Source organism: Streptomyces sp. NPDC001100 (assembly GCF_053598575.1).
Map to the genome: position 1 here is coordinate 21,376 of NZ_JBSFKO010000008.1, position 14,647 is coordinate 36,022.

A 14,647-nucleotide genomic window follows, 5' to 3' on the forward strand; every position below is an offset into this window, starting at 1 on the left:
ACACTTGACGTCCGTCACGCCACCCGCGTGAACTCCACCGTCACCTCCGGCGGCCCGCCCGCCACCCCCCGGTAGATCCCCTTGTGCGGGGTCACGTCGTCGTAGTCACGCCCCCGCCCCACCACCACATGGGACTCGTCGGGCCGGGTCCGGTTCGTCGGGTCGTAGCCGCACCAGTCGCCCGCCCAGTACTCGATCCAGGCGTGGCTCTGCCCGGCCACCGGGCGGTGCAACTCGGCCTCGCGCTCCGGGTGGAGGTAGCCGGAGACATAGCGGGTGGGCAGGCCGAGGCCCCGCAGCAGGGCGATGGTGACGTGCGCGATGTCCTGGCAGACGCCGGCGCCCTGCTCCCAGGCCTCGGCGGCGGAGGTGTTCACTCCGGTGACACCGGGGAGGTAGGCCACCCGGTCGGCGACGAGCGCGGAGACGGCGACAGCGGTCTCGTGCGGGTCGAGTCCTACGGCCGCCTTGCGCGCCTTCTTCAGCAGCTTGGGCGGGACGGTCGTACGGACGGTGGGGCCGATGAACTCCAACAGGCGTGAGTTCGTGGTCCGTTCGGTGACCTCCGCCCAGCTGGGCGCTGCGCCCAGTGCCTCCGGCGGGGACGTCTCGACCAGGCTCGACGCGGTGATCGTGAGGTCGGCGTGGGGGTCCATGAGGTCGAAGCCGGTGACCTGGGTGCCCCAGTAGTCCCAGTACGACCAGGTGGGTGTCGTGGGGTTGACGGTGACGCGCGCGTCCAGCGTGGTCTGGCCGGGGAGCGTCAGCGGGGTCATCCGCACCTCGTTGTGGGAGGAGACGGCCGCCTGGGCGTACGACACGCGGGTGGTGTGGCGGATGCGAAGCCTACGGGTCATCTCAGGCTCCTTCCTGGGCCCACTCGACGGGCCCCTGGTACGGGAAGAACAGTTCCGCGACGGCCTCCGCCGAGGCCATGCAGGCGTGCTGCAAGTCCTTGAGGAGGGCGGGGAGTTGTTCTTCCAGGGCGTGCGAGTCCAGGTATTCGAGGCGGGTGCGCAGCCGGCCGATGGGGCGGCGGGCGGGGTCCTGGCGCTGGCGGCCGAGTGCCGTCAGACACTCCTCCGCCGTCGTCAGCGCGTGCAGTGCCGAGCGCGGGAAGTCCCGGTCCAGGAGCAGGAATTCGGCCACGCGCGGGGTGTCGCCGAAGCCGCCGTAGACACGCGCGTACGCCTCGTCGGCGCCCGAGGCGCTCAGCAGCGTCGGCCAGTCGGGCGCGTGCGCCGCGTCCAACACCCGTACCGACAGCAGTCGTACGGTCATGTCCACCCGTTCCAGGCTGCGGCCGAGGACGACGAAACGCCAGCTGTCGTCGCGGCTCATCGTGGAGTCGGCGAGGCCGAAGAACAACGCGGCGCGTCTGCGCACGAGTTCGAGATAGGCGTAGGGGCCGGTACGGCGGGCCGCGAGGCGCTGGTCGGCGAGCGCGTGCCAGGTGGAGTTGAGGCACTCCCACATCTCCGAGGAGACGGCTTCGCGGGCGCTGCGGGCGTTCAACCGGGCCGCGCCCAGGGCGCCTTCGATGGAACACGTCGAGCGGGCGTCGAAGGCGAGCTGGTCCAGCACCTGCTGCATGTCGACGCGTTCACCGCCCGCGTCGACCCCGAGGATCGCGTACAGCGACCGGCAGGCCACGTCCTCGTCACGCCAGGGGTCCTCCAGCAGGCGGTGCAGATAGGCGTCGAGGATGCGCCCGGTGGCGTCGGCGCGCTCGACGTAACGGCCCGTCCAGGTCAGGGCCTCGGCTATCCGGGAGAGGATCACGTCGTTCACTGCTGCTGCGCCCCTTCCTGTACGACCGTCGGGTTGCCGTCGGGACCGAGCTGGCGGGGGGCCACCTCGGGGGGTGTGCCCTCCGGGGTGAGCGGCTCGGGCTGTTCGGCGGGGCCCTCGGCGAGCACCCAGGTGTCCTTGGAGCCGCCGCCCTGGCTGGAGTTGACGATCAGGTTGCCCTCCTGGAGGGCGACGCGGGTGAGGCCGCCGGGCAGGACCCAGACGTCGGTGCCGTCGTTGACGGCGAACGGGCGCAGGTCGATGTGGCGGGGTGCCATGCGTTCACCCGCGAGGGTGGGGGAGGTGGACAGGGCGACGGGGCGCTGGGCGATCCAGCCGCGCGGGTCGGCGGCGACGGCTTTGCGAGTGCGTTCGAGGGTCTTCGCGTCGGCCTTGGGTCCGATGACGATGCCCTGGCCGCCCGCGCCGTCCACCGGTTTCACGACCAGCTGGTCGATCTGGTCGAGGACCGCCTCCAACTGGCCCGGCTCGTCGGGGCGGAAGGACTCCACGTTCGGGAGAATCGGTTCCTCGGAGAGGTAGTAGCGGATGAGGTCGGGGACGTAGGTGTAGAGGAGCTTGTCGTCCGCGATGCCGTTGCCGACCGCGTTCGCGAGTGTGACGTTCCCGGCCTGGGCCGCGTTCATGATGCCCGGGCAGCCGATCACCGAGTCGGGGCGGAAGTGCAGCGGGTCGAGGAAGTCGTCGTCCAGGCGCCGGTATACGACATGGACGGGCACCTCGCCGCGGGTGGTCCGCATCCACACCCGGTTGTTGCGGCACACCAGGTCGTGGCCCTCCACCAGCTGCACGCCCATCAGCCGTGCGAGCAGGGCGTGTTCGAAGTAGGCGGCGTTGCTCGGGCCCGGGGTGAGGACCACGACCCTCGGGTCCGTGGTCCCGGCGGGCGCGGCGCACCGCAGTGCGGCGAGGAGTCGTCCCGCGTAGCCGTCGACCGGCACCACGTGCTGCTCGGCGAAGAGCGACGGGAAGATCCGGGTCATGGCTCTGCGGTTCTCGATGACGTACGAAACCCCGCTGGGGACCCGCACGTTGTCCTCCAGGACCCGGAAGTCCCCGGCCTCGTCCCGTACGAGGTCGATGCCGGCGACGTGGATGCGGACCCCGCCCGGTGGTTCGACCCCCTGCGCGGCCCGATGGAAATGCGCCGAGTTGAGGAGCAGCCGCCAGGGCACGACCCCGTCCTCGAAGGCGCGGCAGTGCGAGTACGCGTCGGAGAGATAGGCCTCCAGGGCCCGCACCCGTTGCGCCACCCCGCGCTGGATGAGGTCCCACTCCAGCGCGTCGATGATCCTCGGCACCAGGTCCAGCGGCCAGGGCCGTTCCTCGCCCGCGAAGGCGTAGGTCACCCCCCGGTCGGTGAACGCGCGGGCCATCTGGTCCGCGCGGAAGCGCAGTTCACTCGGCTCGATGGGCTGGAGTGCCGCCAGTACCGGCTCGTAGGCGGTTCTGACCTCACCCGGCCGCACAAACATCTCGTCCCACGCATCGGCCAATGCGTATGCGTCAAATATGTCCGCCATGAGGGGACGTTAAGTGCGGTACGTAACACGGCGATCTCTGAGTGATTTCCGGCAGCTCACGCGGAAAGTGATACGGCGAAGCGGCCGACGGCCGGGGTCGGGTACCCCCCAGCTTGTTGCAGGGTGACGCGCGGAGGTGGGGAGACAGTGGGTGATATCGGTGGTTTTCGGGGCGTGTTCGAGCGGGAGCCGTGTTGCGGAGCAGGTCGGGTCCGCGCATAGTTGCGCTGCAAAGAGCCGGGAACCGGGGGTGGGATGGGCAATGACCGGGCACGGGACGGACGCGCATCCACACGGTGCTGACCGGCTCTGCGACGCCGGGGACCTCGTGTACTCCCGGGCCGTACGGCGGGGCCGGGTGCCGCGCACGGACGCCGAACCGGTGCCGTGTCTGCTGGAGCTCGCCCTCCTCCACCCCGACCCCGACGACATGGACTGGCTGGTGCCGACCTCCCCGCAGGAGGTCATGACGCGGCTGCTGCGCGGGGTCTACGACGAGGTCAGCGAGAGCCACCGGCGGGTGGGTTCGGCGGTCGACGCCTTCGAGCGGTACGCCGGTCTGAGCCGCCGTATCGAGGCGTCCGCGCCGGCGTCGGGGGCCCTGGAGGGCGCCGCGATCCGCGTCCTGGACGGGCTCGCCCGCATCCAGGCGGCGATGGACGACGCGACCGAGGCCTGTACCGGCGAGGTCCTCACCGTCCAGCCCGGCGGCATCCGCCGCGAACCCGAACTCACCGAGGGCCTGCACCGCGCCCTGGCCCTGCGCTCGCGCGGGGTGCGGATGCGCGACCTGTACACCCATGTCGCCCGGCACGGCCAAGGCCTGCTGAACTACCTGGAGTTGATGGGCGACGCGGTCGAGGCACGGACCCTCGACGAGGTCGTCGACCGCCTCATCCTCTTCGACCGCACGGTCGCCTTCATCCCCGCCAACGCCGACCACACCATGGCCCTCGAACTGCGGCACCCGGCGCTGATCGACTACTTCGTCACGGTCTTCGACCGCCTGTGGCGCCTCGCGATCCCCGTCGCCGCCCCCCTGCCCGACACCGGCATCGAGGGCATCTCGCACCGCGAACAGTCCATCGCGGCCCTGCTCGCGGAGGGCCACCAGGACGCGGTGATCGCGGAACGGCTCGGCATAAGCGTCCGCACCTGCCGCGCCCACATCGCCCGGCTGTCGGAGACCCTCGGCGCGGCCAGCCGTACCCAACTGGGCGTCCGTATCGCCCAGGCGGGCCTGGACGGCGCCGCGTCACGCGTGCCGGACGTGCCCGCCCAGCTCACCCCGGCGGATCAAGAATCCCCGACTTCCCTATGAGGTAACCGAGTTGGGCCCGGCTCTCGCTGCCGAGGGTGGCGGCGAGCTTGGCTATGTGGACGCGGGCGGTACGGATGTTCATGCCGAGGCGGTCGGCGATCACGGCGTCGGTGTGGCCCTCCACGAGCAGGCTCGCGATGGCGCGCTGGCGTGCGCTGACGCCGTTGAGCGAGGGGCGCTGGACTGTCTCGGGGTACATCGGGGTGGCCAGGTGCCAGAGCCGGTCGAAGACCGTGGCGCAGAAGGCGACCAGGGAGGGGTGGCGGACCTCCAGCGCGAGGGTGCGGTCCTCGTTGGCGGGCAGGAAGGCCACGGTGCGGTCGACGACGATCAGGCGGTCCGGGATCTCGTCCAGGGTGCGGGCCGCGACATCGCCGCGCAGCCGCTCGTAGCGCGCGACGACGGACGGGGCGTGGCGCAGGGTGTGCTGGTAGAGCGTGCGGAGCCGGCCGCCGCGGTCCAGCAGGGCCTGGTCGCGGTCCAGCGCCTCGGCGTGGAACTCGGGGGCCGTGTACGTGGTGTGCGTGATGTGCGGCTGGATGGCGAGGACCTCGCCCGAGGTGGTCGCCATGGCCTGGGTGATGGCGGTGCCGATCCGGTCGAGGCCGCTCAGGACCTCGACCGTGGGGACGTGTTCCGTGCCCGGGCCGTGGCCGGCGATCCGCATCAGCGGTTCGAAGACGGACTCCAGACGGTCCTCGAACCGCCGCTCCTGCGCGACGCGCTCCGCCGACCTCCGCAGCAGCCGGTGCAGCACCGAACCGGGCGCGACCGGACGCAGCAGGCGGGCGTCCACCACGTCGGGGTGGACCAGACCGAGATCGGCCAGGCAGGGCGTGCTCTCCGCGTCCGCGGCCGGCACCTGCCCCTCGCGCAGTGCGCGGGCGTACAGGCTCAGCCCCTCCGCGCACAGCTCCTCCACTCCGTGCGTGTGCGCCTCGGTCACGGCCCGGTGTCTCCCTCCCGCGTCGGTTGGTCCTGCTGCAGGATTCCCGACTGGGCTATGAGGAAGCCGAGCTGGGCGCGGCTGCCGCTGCCCAGGGCCGTGGCGAGCTTGGCGATGTGGGCCCGGCAGGTTCTTACGTTCATGCCGAGCCGGCGGGCGATCGCCTCGTCGACGTGGCCCTCGACGAGGAGCTTGGCGATGGAGTGCTGGATGTCGGTGATGCCGTCGGGGGCGGTCTCGTAGGGGCTGCCGGCGCTGAGCGGGACCGCGCGGCTCCACATGAACTCGAAGACCTTGATCAGGTAGCTGACGAGGCCGGGGTGGCGCAGCTCCAGGGCGACCTGCCGGTCGTCCCGGATGGGGATGAAGGCGACGGTCTCGTCGCAGATGACGAGGCGCTCGACCAGTTCGTCGATGGTGCGGTACTCGACCTTGCCGTTGGCGAACTGGTCCACGTAGGCCAGCCGCTCCGGGATGTACCGGGCGGTGTGCTGGTACAGGGTCCGGATGCGCACGCCGCGGTCGGTGAGGGTCTTGTCGCGCTCCAGGCCCTCCATGATCCGCCGTTCGGGATGGCGGACGCTCGGCTGGACCGTCAGTACTTCGTTGCGGCACTGGTCGGTGGCCAGGTCGAGGGCGGAGTTGATGCGGTCCAGGCCCTCCAGCACGGTGATCGAGTGCTCGGGCGACGAGCCCTGGGCGGTGAGCATCATGAACGGCTCGAAGATCTCGGCGAGTTCCATGGAGGTGCGCCTGCGCTCGGAGATCTCGCGCTCGATCGGGTTGAGCCGCAGCGACAGCGCCACCGAGGGGGGCACCGGCCGGAGCCAGTTCTCGTCGTCGGGATCGGCGTGCAGGAGGGCGAACTCCATCAGGCAGGGAGCGGCCGCCACGTCCGCGCGGGCGACGCGTCCTGTGCGCAGAGCTGTGGCATATACCCGCCTTCCCTCCTCACACAGTTCAGTGATCGTGTGGGGATGTGTCGCTTCTGTCGGATTTGTCGTCAAATCTCCACCCCCCAGGGTCCTGAACATGCAGGAACATGATGCACTCATTGTGTGGTCATGACGTGCCTGAATGAGCCATCGTCTTATCAGACGGGGGAAGAGGGGACCTTCAAGTGAGGACGAAGCCGACTATGCGTAAGAGAATGCTTCGCTCGGTGCTTGTCGCCGCCTTCTCCGCCGTTGTGGCCTTCGGAACGCTGAGTGGCCTCTCTGGTGCGAAGAGCGACACGCGAGCCGGAGACACCCAGTGGTCGACGGTACGGGCCGACGGGGCCGTCAGTGACGAAATCGTCGTGGCCCTGCCTGGCGACACCCAGTGGTCCTGACATGACGACACCTCCTGACGACCGGTCCTTCCGACGCGAGATGGCCACGGCCTACCGCTCCGGCTGGCACTTCATCGATCTGGCCACCGCCATCCCCCACAGCGGTGACTCGCTCATGGTGACAGTGTTCGGCGAGCCGGTGGTGGTGACCCGCGACGAGGACGAGGACGTACGGGCGTACCGGTGTCTGCGACGGCCTCGGGGGGCGCCGCAGCCGGTCCGATGTGCCATTCGGTACGGAATGATCTTTGTGAATCTTGACCAGCGAGACCACCGGCTGGTGGAAACGGATGCCCCCGACGTCCAGACCATCTCAGCCACCCCCCGCAGTGCCTGACGCGATTCCCCCGTCGCAACAGATCGCTCAGGTGCTTCCCCCCGCAGCGGCGTCACCGTGACCTGAACACGGTGACGCCGCTGCAGTTTGGGCGAAATGTCAGGGTATGGGACCGGTCGCAGTGGCCTGAAGTGATCGCTTCACCCCCGCCCCAGCGCCCGCGTCAGCTCGATCTCGATCACCACCCGCGACGGGTTCGGCGACGGGGTCCGCCCGTAGCGCCCGGCGTACCGGCGCTCCGCCTCCGCGACCCGGTCCGGCTCCGCGCGGACGAAGGCCCGGCCCTCCAGCGTCGCCCAGCGCCTCCCGTCCACCTGGCACACGGCGACCCGTGCCCCGAGCGGGCCGGCGGCCAGCACATTCGCCACCTTCCGGCTCGACTTGTCCGCGATCACCCGAGCCAGCCGCGCCTGCGGGTCGTATGTCACTCCGACAGGGACGACGTGCGGGCTGCCGTCGGGACGCGGGGTCGTGAGGGTGCACAGATGCCGTTCCTGCCAGAAGGTGAGGTACGACGGGTCGGGATCGACCGGGTTCACCGGATATGAGGCCATGGTCCCGGAACTTAGTCCCCCGATCCGCCCCGTCACTGCCTTGAGTGGAATAGACTCAACTTTGTGCACGTTGGCCGAGTCAGTCCGTGCACGAAGGCTGTAGGAGGAGGAGTACGGGAACGTGGACGCCGAGCTGACCAACAGGAGCCGGGAAGCGATCAACGCGGCCAGCAGCCGCGCCGTCACCGGGGGGCACGCCGATCTGACCCCGGCGCACCTGCTTCTCTCGCTCCTCGCGGGCGAGGACAACGAGAACATCACCGACCTGCTGGCCGCCGTCGACGCCGACCAGGCCGCCGTACGGTCCGGGGCCGAGCGGGTCCTCGGCGCGCTGCCCAGCGTGACCGGGTCGACCGTCGCGCCCCCGCAGCCCAGCCGCGAACTGCTCGCGGTGCTCGCGGACGCCGACGAGCGCGCGAAGGAGCTCGGCGACGAGTACCTCTCGACCGAGCACCTGCTGATCGGCATCGCCGCGAAGGGCGGCGCGGCCGGGGACGTACTCTCCCAGCAGGGGGCCAGTGCGAAGAAGCTGCTGGACGCGTTCCAGAAGAGCAGGGGAGGGCGCCGGGTGACCACACCCGACCCCGAGGGGCAGTACAAGGCGTTGGAGAAGTTCGGCACGGACTTCACGGCCGCCGCGCGCGAGGGCAAGCTCGACCCGGTCATCGGACGGGACCAGGAGATCCGGCGGGTCGTCCAGGTGCTGTCCCGCCGCACCAAGAACAACCCCGTCCTCATCGGCGAGCCCGGCGTCGGCAAGACCGCCGTCGTCGAGGGGCTGGCCCAGCGGATCGTCAAGGGGGACGTGCCGGAGTCCCTCAAGAACAAGCGGCTGGTCTCGCTCGACCTCGGCGCGATGGTCGCGGGCGCGAAGTACCGCGGCGAGTTCGAGGAGCGGCTCAAGACCGTCCTGGCCGAGATCAAGGACTCCGACGGCCAGATCATCACCTTCATCGACGAGCTGCACACCGTCGTGGGCGCGGGTGCCGGCGGTGACTCCTCGATGGACGCCGGCAACATGCTGAAGCCGATGCTCGCCCGCGGCGAACTCCGCATGGTCGGCGCGACCACCCTCGACGAGTACCGCGAGCGCATCGAGAAGGACCCGGCGCTGGAACGCCGCTTCCAGCAGGTGCTGGTCGCGGAGCCGAGCGTCGAGGACACCATCGCGATCCTGCGCGGTCTGAAGGGCCGCTACGAGGCACACCACAAGGTCGTCATCGCGGACAGCGCGCTGGTCGCCGCCGCGACCCTCTCCGACCGGTACATCACCTCCCGCTTCCTCCCCGACAAGGCGATCGACCTCGTCGACGAGGCCGCCTCCCGGTTGCGGATGGAGATCGACTCCTCGCCGGTCGAGATCGACGAACTCCAGCGCTCCGTCGACCGGTTGAAGATGGAGGAGCTGGCCCTCGACAAGGAGAAGGACGCCGCCTCCATCGAGCGGCTGGAGAAGCTGCGCCGTGACCTCGCCGACCGCGAGGAGGAGCTGCGCGGCCTCAACGCCCGCTGGGAGAAGGAGAAGCAGTCCCTCAACCGGGTCGGCGAGCTGAAGGAGAAGCTCGACGAACTCCGCGGCCAGGCCGAACGCGCCCAGCGCGACGGCGACTTCGACACCGCCTCCAAGCTGCTCTACGGCGAGATCCCCTCCCTGGAGCGGGACTTGGAGGAGGCGTCCCAGGCGGAGGAGGAAGCCGCCAAGGACACCATGGTCAAGGAGGAGGTCGGCCCCGACGACATCGCGGACGTGGTGGGTTCCTGGACCGGCATCCCCGCAGGCCGCCTCCTGGAGGGCGAGACGCAGAAACTCCTGCGCATGGAGGAGGAGTTGGGCCGCCGGCTCATCGGCCAGCAGGAGGCCGTACAGGCGGTCTCCGACGCGGTACGGCGCACCCGCGCCGGCATCGCGGACCCCGACCGCCCCACCGGCTCCTTCCTGTTCCTCGGCCCGACGGGCGTCGGCAAGACCGAACTCGCCAAGGCCCTCGCGGACTTCCTCTTCGACGACGAACGCGCCATGGTCCGCATCGACATGTCGGAGTACGGCGAGAAGCACAGCGTGGCCCGGCTGGTCGGCGCGCCTCCCGGCTACGTCGGCTACGAGGAGGGCGGCCAGCTCACGGAGGCGGTGCGCAGGCGCCCGTACTCGGTGATCCTGCTGGACGAGGTCGAGAAGGCGCACCCGGAGGTCTTCGACGTCCTGCTCCAGGTGCTGGACGACGGCCGGTTGACGGACGGTCAGGGCCGCACGGTCGACTTCCGCAACACCATCCTGATCCTCACGTCCAACCTCGGCAGCAACTTCCTGATCGACCCGAGCACCGGCGAGGACGAGAAGAAGGAACAGGTCCTCCAGGTGGTCCGGGCCTCCTTCAAGCCGGAGTTCCTCAACCGGCTGGACGACCTGGTGGTCTTCTCCGCCCTGAACCGGGAGGAGCTGGGCCGGATCGCCGCGCTCCAGATCGGCCGCCTGGCCAAGCGCCTCGCGGAACGCCGCCTCACCCTGGAGATCACCGACGAGGCCCTGACCTGGCTCGCGGACAACGGCAACGACCCGGCGTACGGCGCGCGGCCGCTGCGCCGCCTGGTGCAGACCGCGATCGGCGACCGCCTCGCCAAGGAGATCCTGGCGGGCGAGGTCAAGGACGGCGACACGGTACGGGTGGACGCGTTCGGCGACGGGCTGATCGTGGGTCCGGCGACGGGGAAGACGCTGTGACGTCCGGCGCTCAGTAGGAACTCGCGTCGAAGGTGACGAGGGCGGTGTCCCCCGCGGACCCGCCCTCGTAGTGCACGCTCACCGTCACGGCGTAGGCACCGGGCGTGTGTGCGTACGCGTCGCGGATGACATGCACGCACCTGTCGTCGTCCCCGTCGCAGGGGAAGTCCGCGGCGTCCGGGAACGCTCCGGCCAGCCATCCCCGCACCGCCGCGCGCGGCATACGGAAACTGCCGTCGTACGCCTGGCCTCCCCAGGTGTACGAGGTGCAGTCCTCGTCGCGGGTGTTCTCGGGCAGCGCGGCGCCGGAGAAGTCCATGGCCTCGGCGCAGCCGGCCCTGGTGACGGTGCCGGGAGGGTCGTCACTGGAGGCGGCGTAGAGCATCGTGCGCCCGAACCACCAGGCCGCCCCCATCACGAAAACCACGCACGCCCACCACATCCCCCAGAGCAGCCACCGCGTCGCAGTCCGCATGTGCATGACCGTATCCGGTCAGCCCGTGGCGGACAGACCCGGCAGGGGTTGCCACGCCCCTCCCCGGATGGGGGAGGATGGCGGAATCCGTACGAAGGGAAATACACGGTGAGCATCGACCCGTCCTCGATTCCGAACTTCGGGGGCCAGCCCGAGCCGCAGCAAGGACCGGCGGGCCCCGTCGTCCCGGATCAGGACCTCGTGAAGCAGCTCCTCGACCAGATGGAGCTGAAGTATGTCGTCGACGACGAGGGAGACCTCGCGGCGCCGTGGGAGCAGTTCCGTACGTACTTCATGTTCCGCGGAGAGGACGACCAGCTCGTCTTCTCGGTCCGGACGTTCTACGACCGTCCCCACGAGATCGACTCCAAGCCGCAGCTGCTGGAGTCCATCGACGACTGGAACCGCCGCACCCTGTGGCCCAAGGTCTACAGCCACACTCACGACGACGGCACCGTCCGTCTGATCGGTGAGGCGCAGATGCTGATCGGCACCGGCGTCGACCTGAACCACTTCGTCTCCTCGACGGTCAGCTGGGTGCGCGCCGCCATCGAGTTCGACCGCTGGCTCGTCGAGCAGCTCGGTCTGACCGAGGAAGTCGACGAGGCCGCGGAGAAGCCCGAGGACGACGAGGAGTAGTCCTCGGTCCCGCAGTACCCGTAGTACCCGTAGTACTTGCGTGAACGAGAGCCCGGCCCGGTACGCGACGACCATCACCGTCGTGCGCGGGGACCGGGCTCTCGTCGTCCCCGTACATGGTCATGCAGTGTGCAGGGCGGCGAGGAGGGAGTCGTCGCGGGGGCGCGAGAGCCAGTCCAGGGCGTTCTGCAGGGCGGCCACGACGGGATTCGTGGTGCTGCCCGCGGCCTTTCTCGCGCCCGCCCCGGCGGGAGTCGCACCGGCCGTCGCGGCGACGCTGCCGCTCAACGCCCACACCGCGGCGCAGGCGCTGCGGTGCCTCGGGCTCGGGGCCGGTGACCGGATCGCCGTCACCGGGGCGGCCGGTACCATCGGCGGGTTCGCGGTCCAGCCGGCCAGGCACCAGGGGCTGCGGGTGGTCGCCGTCGCCGCTCCCGAGGACGAGCCGTATCTCACCGGCTTCGGCGCGACTTTCGCAGCCCGCGGCGACCGCATCGCCGACGCGGTGCGCGCGGCCGTGCCGGGCGGGGTCGACGTACTCCTCGAAGCCGCGTCGGTCGGATCCCCGGCCATCGGGGCCGTACGCGACGGCGGTTCCTTCGTCGCGGTGACACCGCCGAACGGGCCGAGCTGGTGGGTCTGGTGGAGAGCGGCCGGCTGGATCTGCGGGTCGCCAAGACGTTCCCGTTCGAACGGGTCACCCATGCGCACACCCTGCTCGCGAAGGGCGGCTTCCGAGGCGGCATCGTGCTCGTCGGCGACTTCGCCTCGGCCCGGACGGCGGACGCCCGGCGGAGTTGACGTTCCGGAGGTCCTCGGGTTCGCTGCCGGGATGCCCGGCCTTCGCATTCAACAGCCGTACGACGACGCCATGTTCAAGGACTGGCGGCACGTCCACAACACGATCATCCCCACCCACGTCCTCTCCCTGGACGACGTACGGGAACGCGCCCAGCGCCACCACCTGGAGATCGCCTACCTCGATGAGGGAGACGGCGAACTCGTGGGCTGCAGCACGGTCCGCCCGCCGGCGGACGAGACGCGCACGGCCACCGTCATCGCCCGTGTGCTCGCCGCGCACCGCGGGCGCGGGTTCGGCCAGGAGCTCTACGCCCGCGGGCTCGACCGCGCCCGCGAGCTGGGCGCCGAAGTGATCGAGACCGTCGTCCTGTCCTCCAACGAGGACGGACTCAGGTTCGCGCTGCGGCACGGCTTCGTCGAGACCGAGCGGTATCTGCTGCCTGGGGACCACATCCCCTGGATAGACCTCCGGCTCGCGTGACGGGCTCGCGGCGCGCACCCACCGTACCGTCACCGTGCGGCCCGGGGCCCGGAACACTGCCGGAAACCGGCAATGGCAGGAGGGTGTCCGCACCGGATAATCCTCGCGTGTCCGAGATCCCCGTCCCGATACCGTCGGGCTCCGTTCCCGCAGGTGCGTCCGTCTGGTCCAGGGAGGACGCCGCCCGCTGGTCGCGGGCCCGCGCCGCGCCCTGGGCGCGGCCGGTGTGGTCGGTGTGGTCGCTGCTGATCACCGTGGTGTGGGCGAACGCGGCGACGCCGGACCAGCCGTGCAGCGATGGCGTGCCGTGCGGTGCGGACTGGCTCGGGATGGCGGAGACGGGCCTGGCCGTGGGGCTTGTGTACTGGCTTGCCCGGCTGCCTGAACTGACACTGATCGCCGCTCCCGCCCTGGCGGCGGTCGTGGCGTGGCTGGAGTTGCCGGACGCGGGGCCGACGACCGTGTTCGCGAACCTCTCCGTGCTCGTGGCCCTGGGATTCGGATGGGCCGCCGCCCGCGAACGGATCGCCGCCCGTAGCCGGCAGCGGGGCTCGGCGGAGCGTGCCGCGTGACGCGCCGCGAGCTCAGGGTGCGAGCCGTCGCAGCCGGCCGGCTGCCTCGGTGAGCACCTCGTCCTTCTTGCAGAACGCGAAGCGCACCTGACTGCGGCCGGCGTCGGGATCGTCGTAGAACACGGAGTTGGGGATGGCGACGACTCCGCAGCGTTCGGGGAGGGCGCGGCAGAAGGCGTGGCCGTCCTTCTCGCCGAGGGGGGTGATGTCGGTGGTAATGAAGTACGTGCCCTGGGGCTGGTACACCTCGAAGCCGGCCGCGCAGGCCGTCGGCGAGCAGGTCGCGCTTGCGGCGGAGGTCGGCGCGGAAACCGTCGAAGTACGAGTCCGGCAGCTGCAACGCCTCCGCGACCGCGTACTGGAACGGACCCGACGCCACGTACGTGAGGAACTGCTTCGCGGAGCGTACGGCCGTGACCAGGTCCGGGGTTCCCGTCACCCAGGCGACGCCGTGCTCGTGCACCTATTTGTTTGCGGCGCGCCGGTCCCGCCACGGCGACTCCAGCGCCACCGCCACCGGGCGCGGCTCCATCGTCCTGCCCGGGTACGGTCGCGGCCCGCGCACTGGTGGCGAATCCGTCTTCGCCGCAACCTGTCAGCTCTCGTAGTGGTAGCGGCACTGCGCGATCAGGACACTGTCCTCGGTGGCTTTGTAGATCAGCCGGTGCTCGTCGTTGATGCGGCGTGACCAGTAGCCCTGGAAGCCGTGCTTGAGGGGTTCCGGCTTGCCGATGCCCTCGTTGCCGTTCCGGGCGACGTCCGCGATGAGTGTGTTGATGCGCTTCAGGATCTTGCGGTCCTGAAGCTGCCACCACAGGTAGTCCTCCCAGGCGCGAGAGGAGAAGGTGATCTTCAACTCGCGGCCCTTATTCGTCGGTGGCCAGCGCCCGTACGCTGCCGCCGCCGTTTTCCAGCTCGTCGATGGACGCGAGCAGGCGCCGGGCGTTCACCGGGCTTCGCAGCAGGTAGGCCGTCTCTTTGAGGGACTCGTAGTCCTCCAGGGAGACGATGACGACCGGCTCGTGTCCGGCCCGGGTGATGACGACCTCTTCGCGGTCATCGGTGACGGAGTTGAGCACCTCGGCATACCGGGCGCGCGACTCGGAGTACGTCATGGTCTTCACGATCACCCCT

General features: G+C 70.2%; 17 protein-coding genes and 1 pseudogene. 7 read left to right on the forward strand and 11 right to left on the reverse strand.

The features are described 5' to 3' along the window. Nucleotides 1–14: 14 nt before the first annotated feature. From ACWDEW_RS13535 to ACWDEW_RS13545, 3 genes are read right to left on the reverse strand one after another with little or no spacing between them, the layout of a single operon-like run. Nucleotides 15–857 carry a transglutaminase family protein gene (locus ACWDEW_RS13535; RefSeq protein WP_450512478.1) on the reverse strand — a complete coding sequence of 281 codons (843 nt, stop codon included), beginning with the start codon at nucleotides 855–857 and terminating at the stop codon, nucleotides 15–17. A gap of 1 nt (nucleotide 858) precedes the next feature. Beyond that, nucleotides 859–1,791, reverse strand: coding sequence for an alpha-E domain-containing protein (locus ACWDEW_RS13540; RefSeq protein WP_019070401.1), 933 nt, complete (start codon nucleotides 1,789–1,791; stop codon nucleotides 859–861). Further along, nucleotides 1,788–3,335: a circularly permuted type 2 ATP-grasp protein gene (locus ACWDEW_RS13545; RefSeq protein WP_450512480.1), complete on the reverse strand. Its 1,548-nt coding sequence runs from the start codon at nucleotides 3,333–3,335 to the stop codon at nucleotides 1,788–1,790. Before ACWDEW_RS13545 ends, ACWDEW_RS13540 begins: the two co-directional genes overlap by 4 nt. Nucleotides 3,336–3,597: 262 nt before the next feature. Here ACWDEW_RS13545 and ACWDEW_RS13550 point away from each other — a divergent pair, with 262 nt between their 5' ends. Beyond that, nucleotides 3,598–4,656: a LuxR C-terminal-related transcriptional regulator gene (locus ACWDEW_RS13550; protein ID WP_450512482.1), complete on the forward strand. Its 1,059-nt coding sequence runs from the start codon at nucleotides 3,598–3,600 to the stop codon at nucleotides 4,654–4,656. Here the strand turns inward: ACWDEW_RS13550 and ACWDEW_RS13555 are convergent. Continuing rightward, nucleotides 4,619–5,602, reverse strand: a complete 984-nt coding sequence (locus ACWDEW_RS13555) for a helix-turn-helix transcriptional regulator (protein ID WP_450512484.1) — start codon at nucleotides 5,600–5,602, stop codon at nucleotides 4,619–4,621. The genes ACWDEW_RS13550 and ACWDEW_RS13555 overlap by 38 nt on opposite strands. Further along, nucleotides 5,599–6,636, reverse strand: coding sequence for a helix-turn-helix transcriptional regulator (locus tag ACWDEW_RS13560; protein WP_450512486.1), 1,038 nt, complete (start codon nucleotides 6,634–6,636; stop codon nucleotides 5,599–5,601). The genes ACWDEW_RS13555 and ACWDEW_RS13560 overlap by 4 nt, the downstream gene beginning before the upstream one ends. A 300-nt stretch (nucleotides 6,637–6,936) precedes the next feature. On the opposite strand from ACWDEW_RS13560, the gene ACWDEW_RS13565 reads away from it, so the two are divergent. Continuing rightward, nucleotides 6,937–7,272 carry a Rieske (2Fe-2S) protein gene (locus ACWDEW_RS13565; RefSeq protein ID WP_026178811.1) on the forward strand — a complete coding sequence of 112 codons (336 nt, stop codon included), beginning with the start codon at nucleotides 6,937–6,939 and terminating at the stop codon, nucleotides 7,270–7,272. Between the two features lie 140 nt (nucleotides 7,273–7,412). On the opposite strand, the gene ACWDEW_RS13570 is transcribed toward ACWDEW_RS13565, so the two are convergent. Further along, nucleotides 7,413–7,826 (reverse strand): pyridoxamine 5'-phosphate oxidase family protein, encoded by a 414-nt coding sequence (locus ACWDEW_RS13570; protein WP_450512489.1) that lies wholly within the window; start codon nucleotides 7,824–7,826, stop codon nucleotides 7,413–7,415. A 121-nt stretch (nucleotides 7,827–7,947) separates the two neighbouring features. On the opposite strand from ACWDEW_RS13570, the gene clpB reads away from it, so the two are divergent. After that, nucleotides 7,948–10,545, forward strand: coding sequence for an ATP-dependent chaperone ClpB (gene clpB, locus ACWDEW_RS13575; RefSeq protein ID WP_450512491.1), 2,598 nt, complete (start codon nucleotides 7,948–7,950; stop codon nucleotides 10,543–10,545). Nucleotides 10,546–10,555: 10 nt separating this feature from the next. Here the strand turns inward: clpB and ACWDEW_RS13580 are convergent, their stop codons facing one another. Beyond that, nucleotides 10,556–11,020 carry a hypothetical protein gene (locus tag ACWDEW_RS13580; protein WP_450512493.1) on the reverse strand — a complete coding sequence of 155 codons (465 nt, stop codon included), beginning with the start codon at nucleotides 11,018–11,020 and terminating at the stop codon, nucleotides 10,556–10,558. A gap of 108 nt (nucleotides 11,021–11,128) precedes the next feature. On the opposite strand from ACWDEW_RS13580, the gene ACWDEW_RS13585 reads away from it, so the two are divergent. Further along, nucleotides 11,129–11,659, forward strand: coding sequence for a type III secretion system chaperone family protein (locus tag ACWDEW_RS13585; protein WP_381245393.1), 531 nt, complete (start codon nucleotides 11,129–11,131; stop codon nucleotides 11,657–11,659). A 120-nt stretch (nucleotides 11,660–11,779) separates the two neighbouring features. Here the strand turns inward: ACWDEW_RS13585 and ACWDEW_RS13590 are convergent, their stop codons facing one another. Beyond that, on the reverse strand, nucleotides 11,780–12,364 hold the full coding sequence (locus tag ACWDEW_RS13590) for a hypothetical protein (protein ID WP_450512930.1): 585 nt from the start codon (nucleotides 12,362–12,364) through the stop codon (nucleotides 11,780–11,782). Here ACWDEW_RS13590 and ACWDEW_RS13595 point away from each other — a divergent pair. The 3 genes from ACWDEW_RS13595 (at nucleotide 12,302) to ACWDEW_RS13605 (ending at nucleotide 13,513) form a co-directional block, all read left to right on the forward strand. Continuing rightward, nucleotides 12,302–12,460 carry a hypothetical protein gene (locus tag ACWDEW_RS13595; RefSeq protein WP_450512495.1) on the forward strand — a complete coding sequence of 53 codons (159 nt, stop codon included), beginning with the start codon at nucleotides 12,302–12,304 and terminating at the stop codon, nucleotides 12,458–12,460. The genes ACWDEW_RS13590 and ACWDEW_RS13595 overlap by 63 nt on opposite strands. 31 nt (nucleotides 12,461–12,491) lie before the next feature. Next, nucleotides 12,492–12,941, forward strand: a complete 450-nt coding sequence (locus ACWDEW_RS13600; protein ID WP_450512497.1) for an N-acetyltransferase family protein — start codon at nucleotides 12,492–12,494, stop codon at nucleotides 12,939–12,941. A gap of 107 nt (nucleotides 12,942–13,048) precedes the next feature. Next, entirely contained in the window at nucleotides 13,049–13,513 is a 465-nt protein-coding gene (locus ACWDEW_RS13605) for a hypothetical protein (protein WP_450512499.1), read from the forward strand. Nucleotides 13,514–13,525: 12 nt separating this feature from the next. On the opposite strand, the pseudogene ACWDEW_RS13610 reads toward ACWDEW_RS13605, so the two are convergent. The 3 genes and pseudogenes from ACWDEW_RS13610 to ACWDEW_RS13620 form a co-directional block, all read right to left on the reverse strand. Beyond that, nucleotides 13,526–13,961, reverse strand: a pseudogene (locus tag ACWDEW_RS13610) (aminotransferase class I/II-fold pyridoxal phosphate-dependent enzyme); the annotation flags it as partial. 147 nt (nucleotides 13,962–14,108) lie between these two features. After that, on the reverse strand, nucleotides 14,109–14,369 hold the full coding sequence (locus tag ACWDEW_RS13615; RefSeq protein WP_359823546.1) for a Txe/YoeB family addiction module toxin: 261 nt from the start codon (nucleotides 14,367–14,369) through the stop codon (nucleotides 14,109–14,111). Between the two features lie 10 nt (nucleotides 14,370–14,379). Continuing rightward, the gene (locus ACWDEW_RS13620; protein ID WP_450512501.1) at nucleotides 14,380–14,637 is read right to left on the reverse strand and encodes a type II toxin-antitoxin system Phd/YefM family antitoxin; all 258 of its coding nucleotides are present in this window, start codon (nucleotides 14,635–14,637) and stop codon (nucleotides 14,380–14,382) included. Nucleotides 14,638–14,647: the final 10 nt, after the last annotated feature.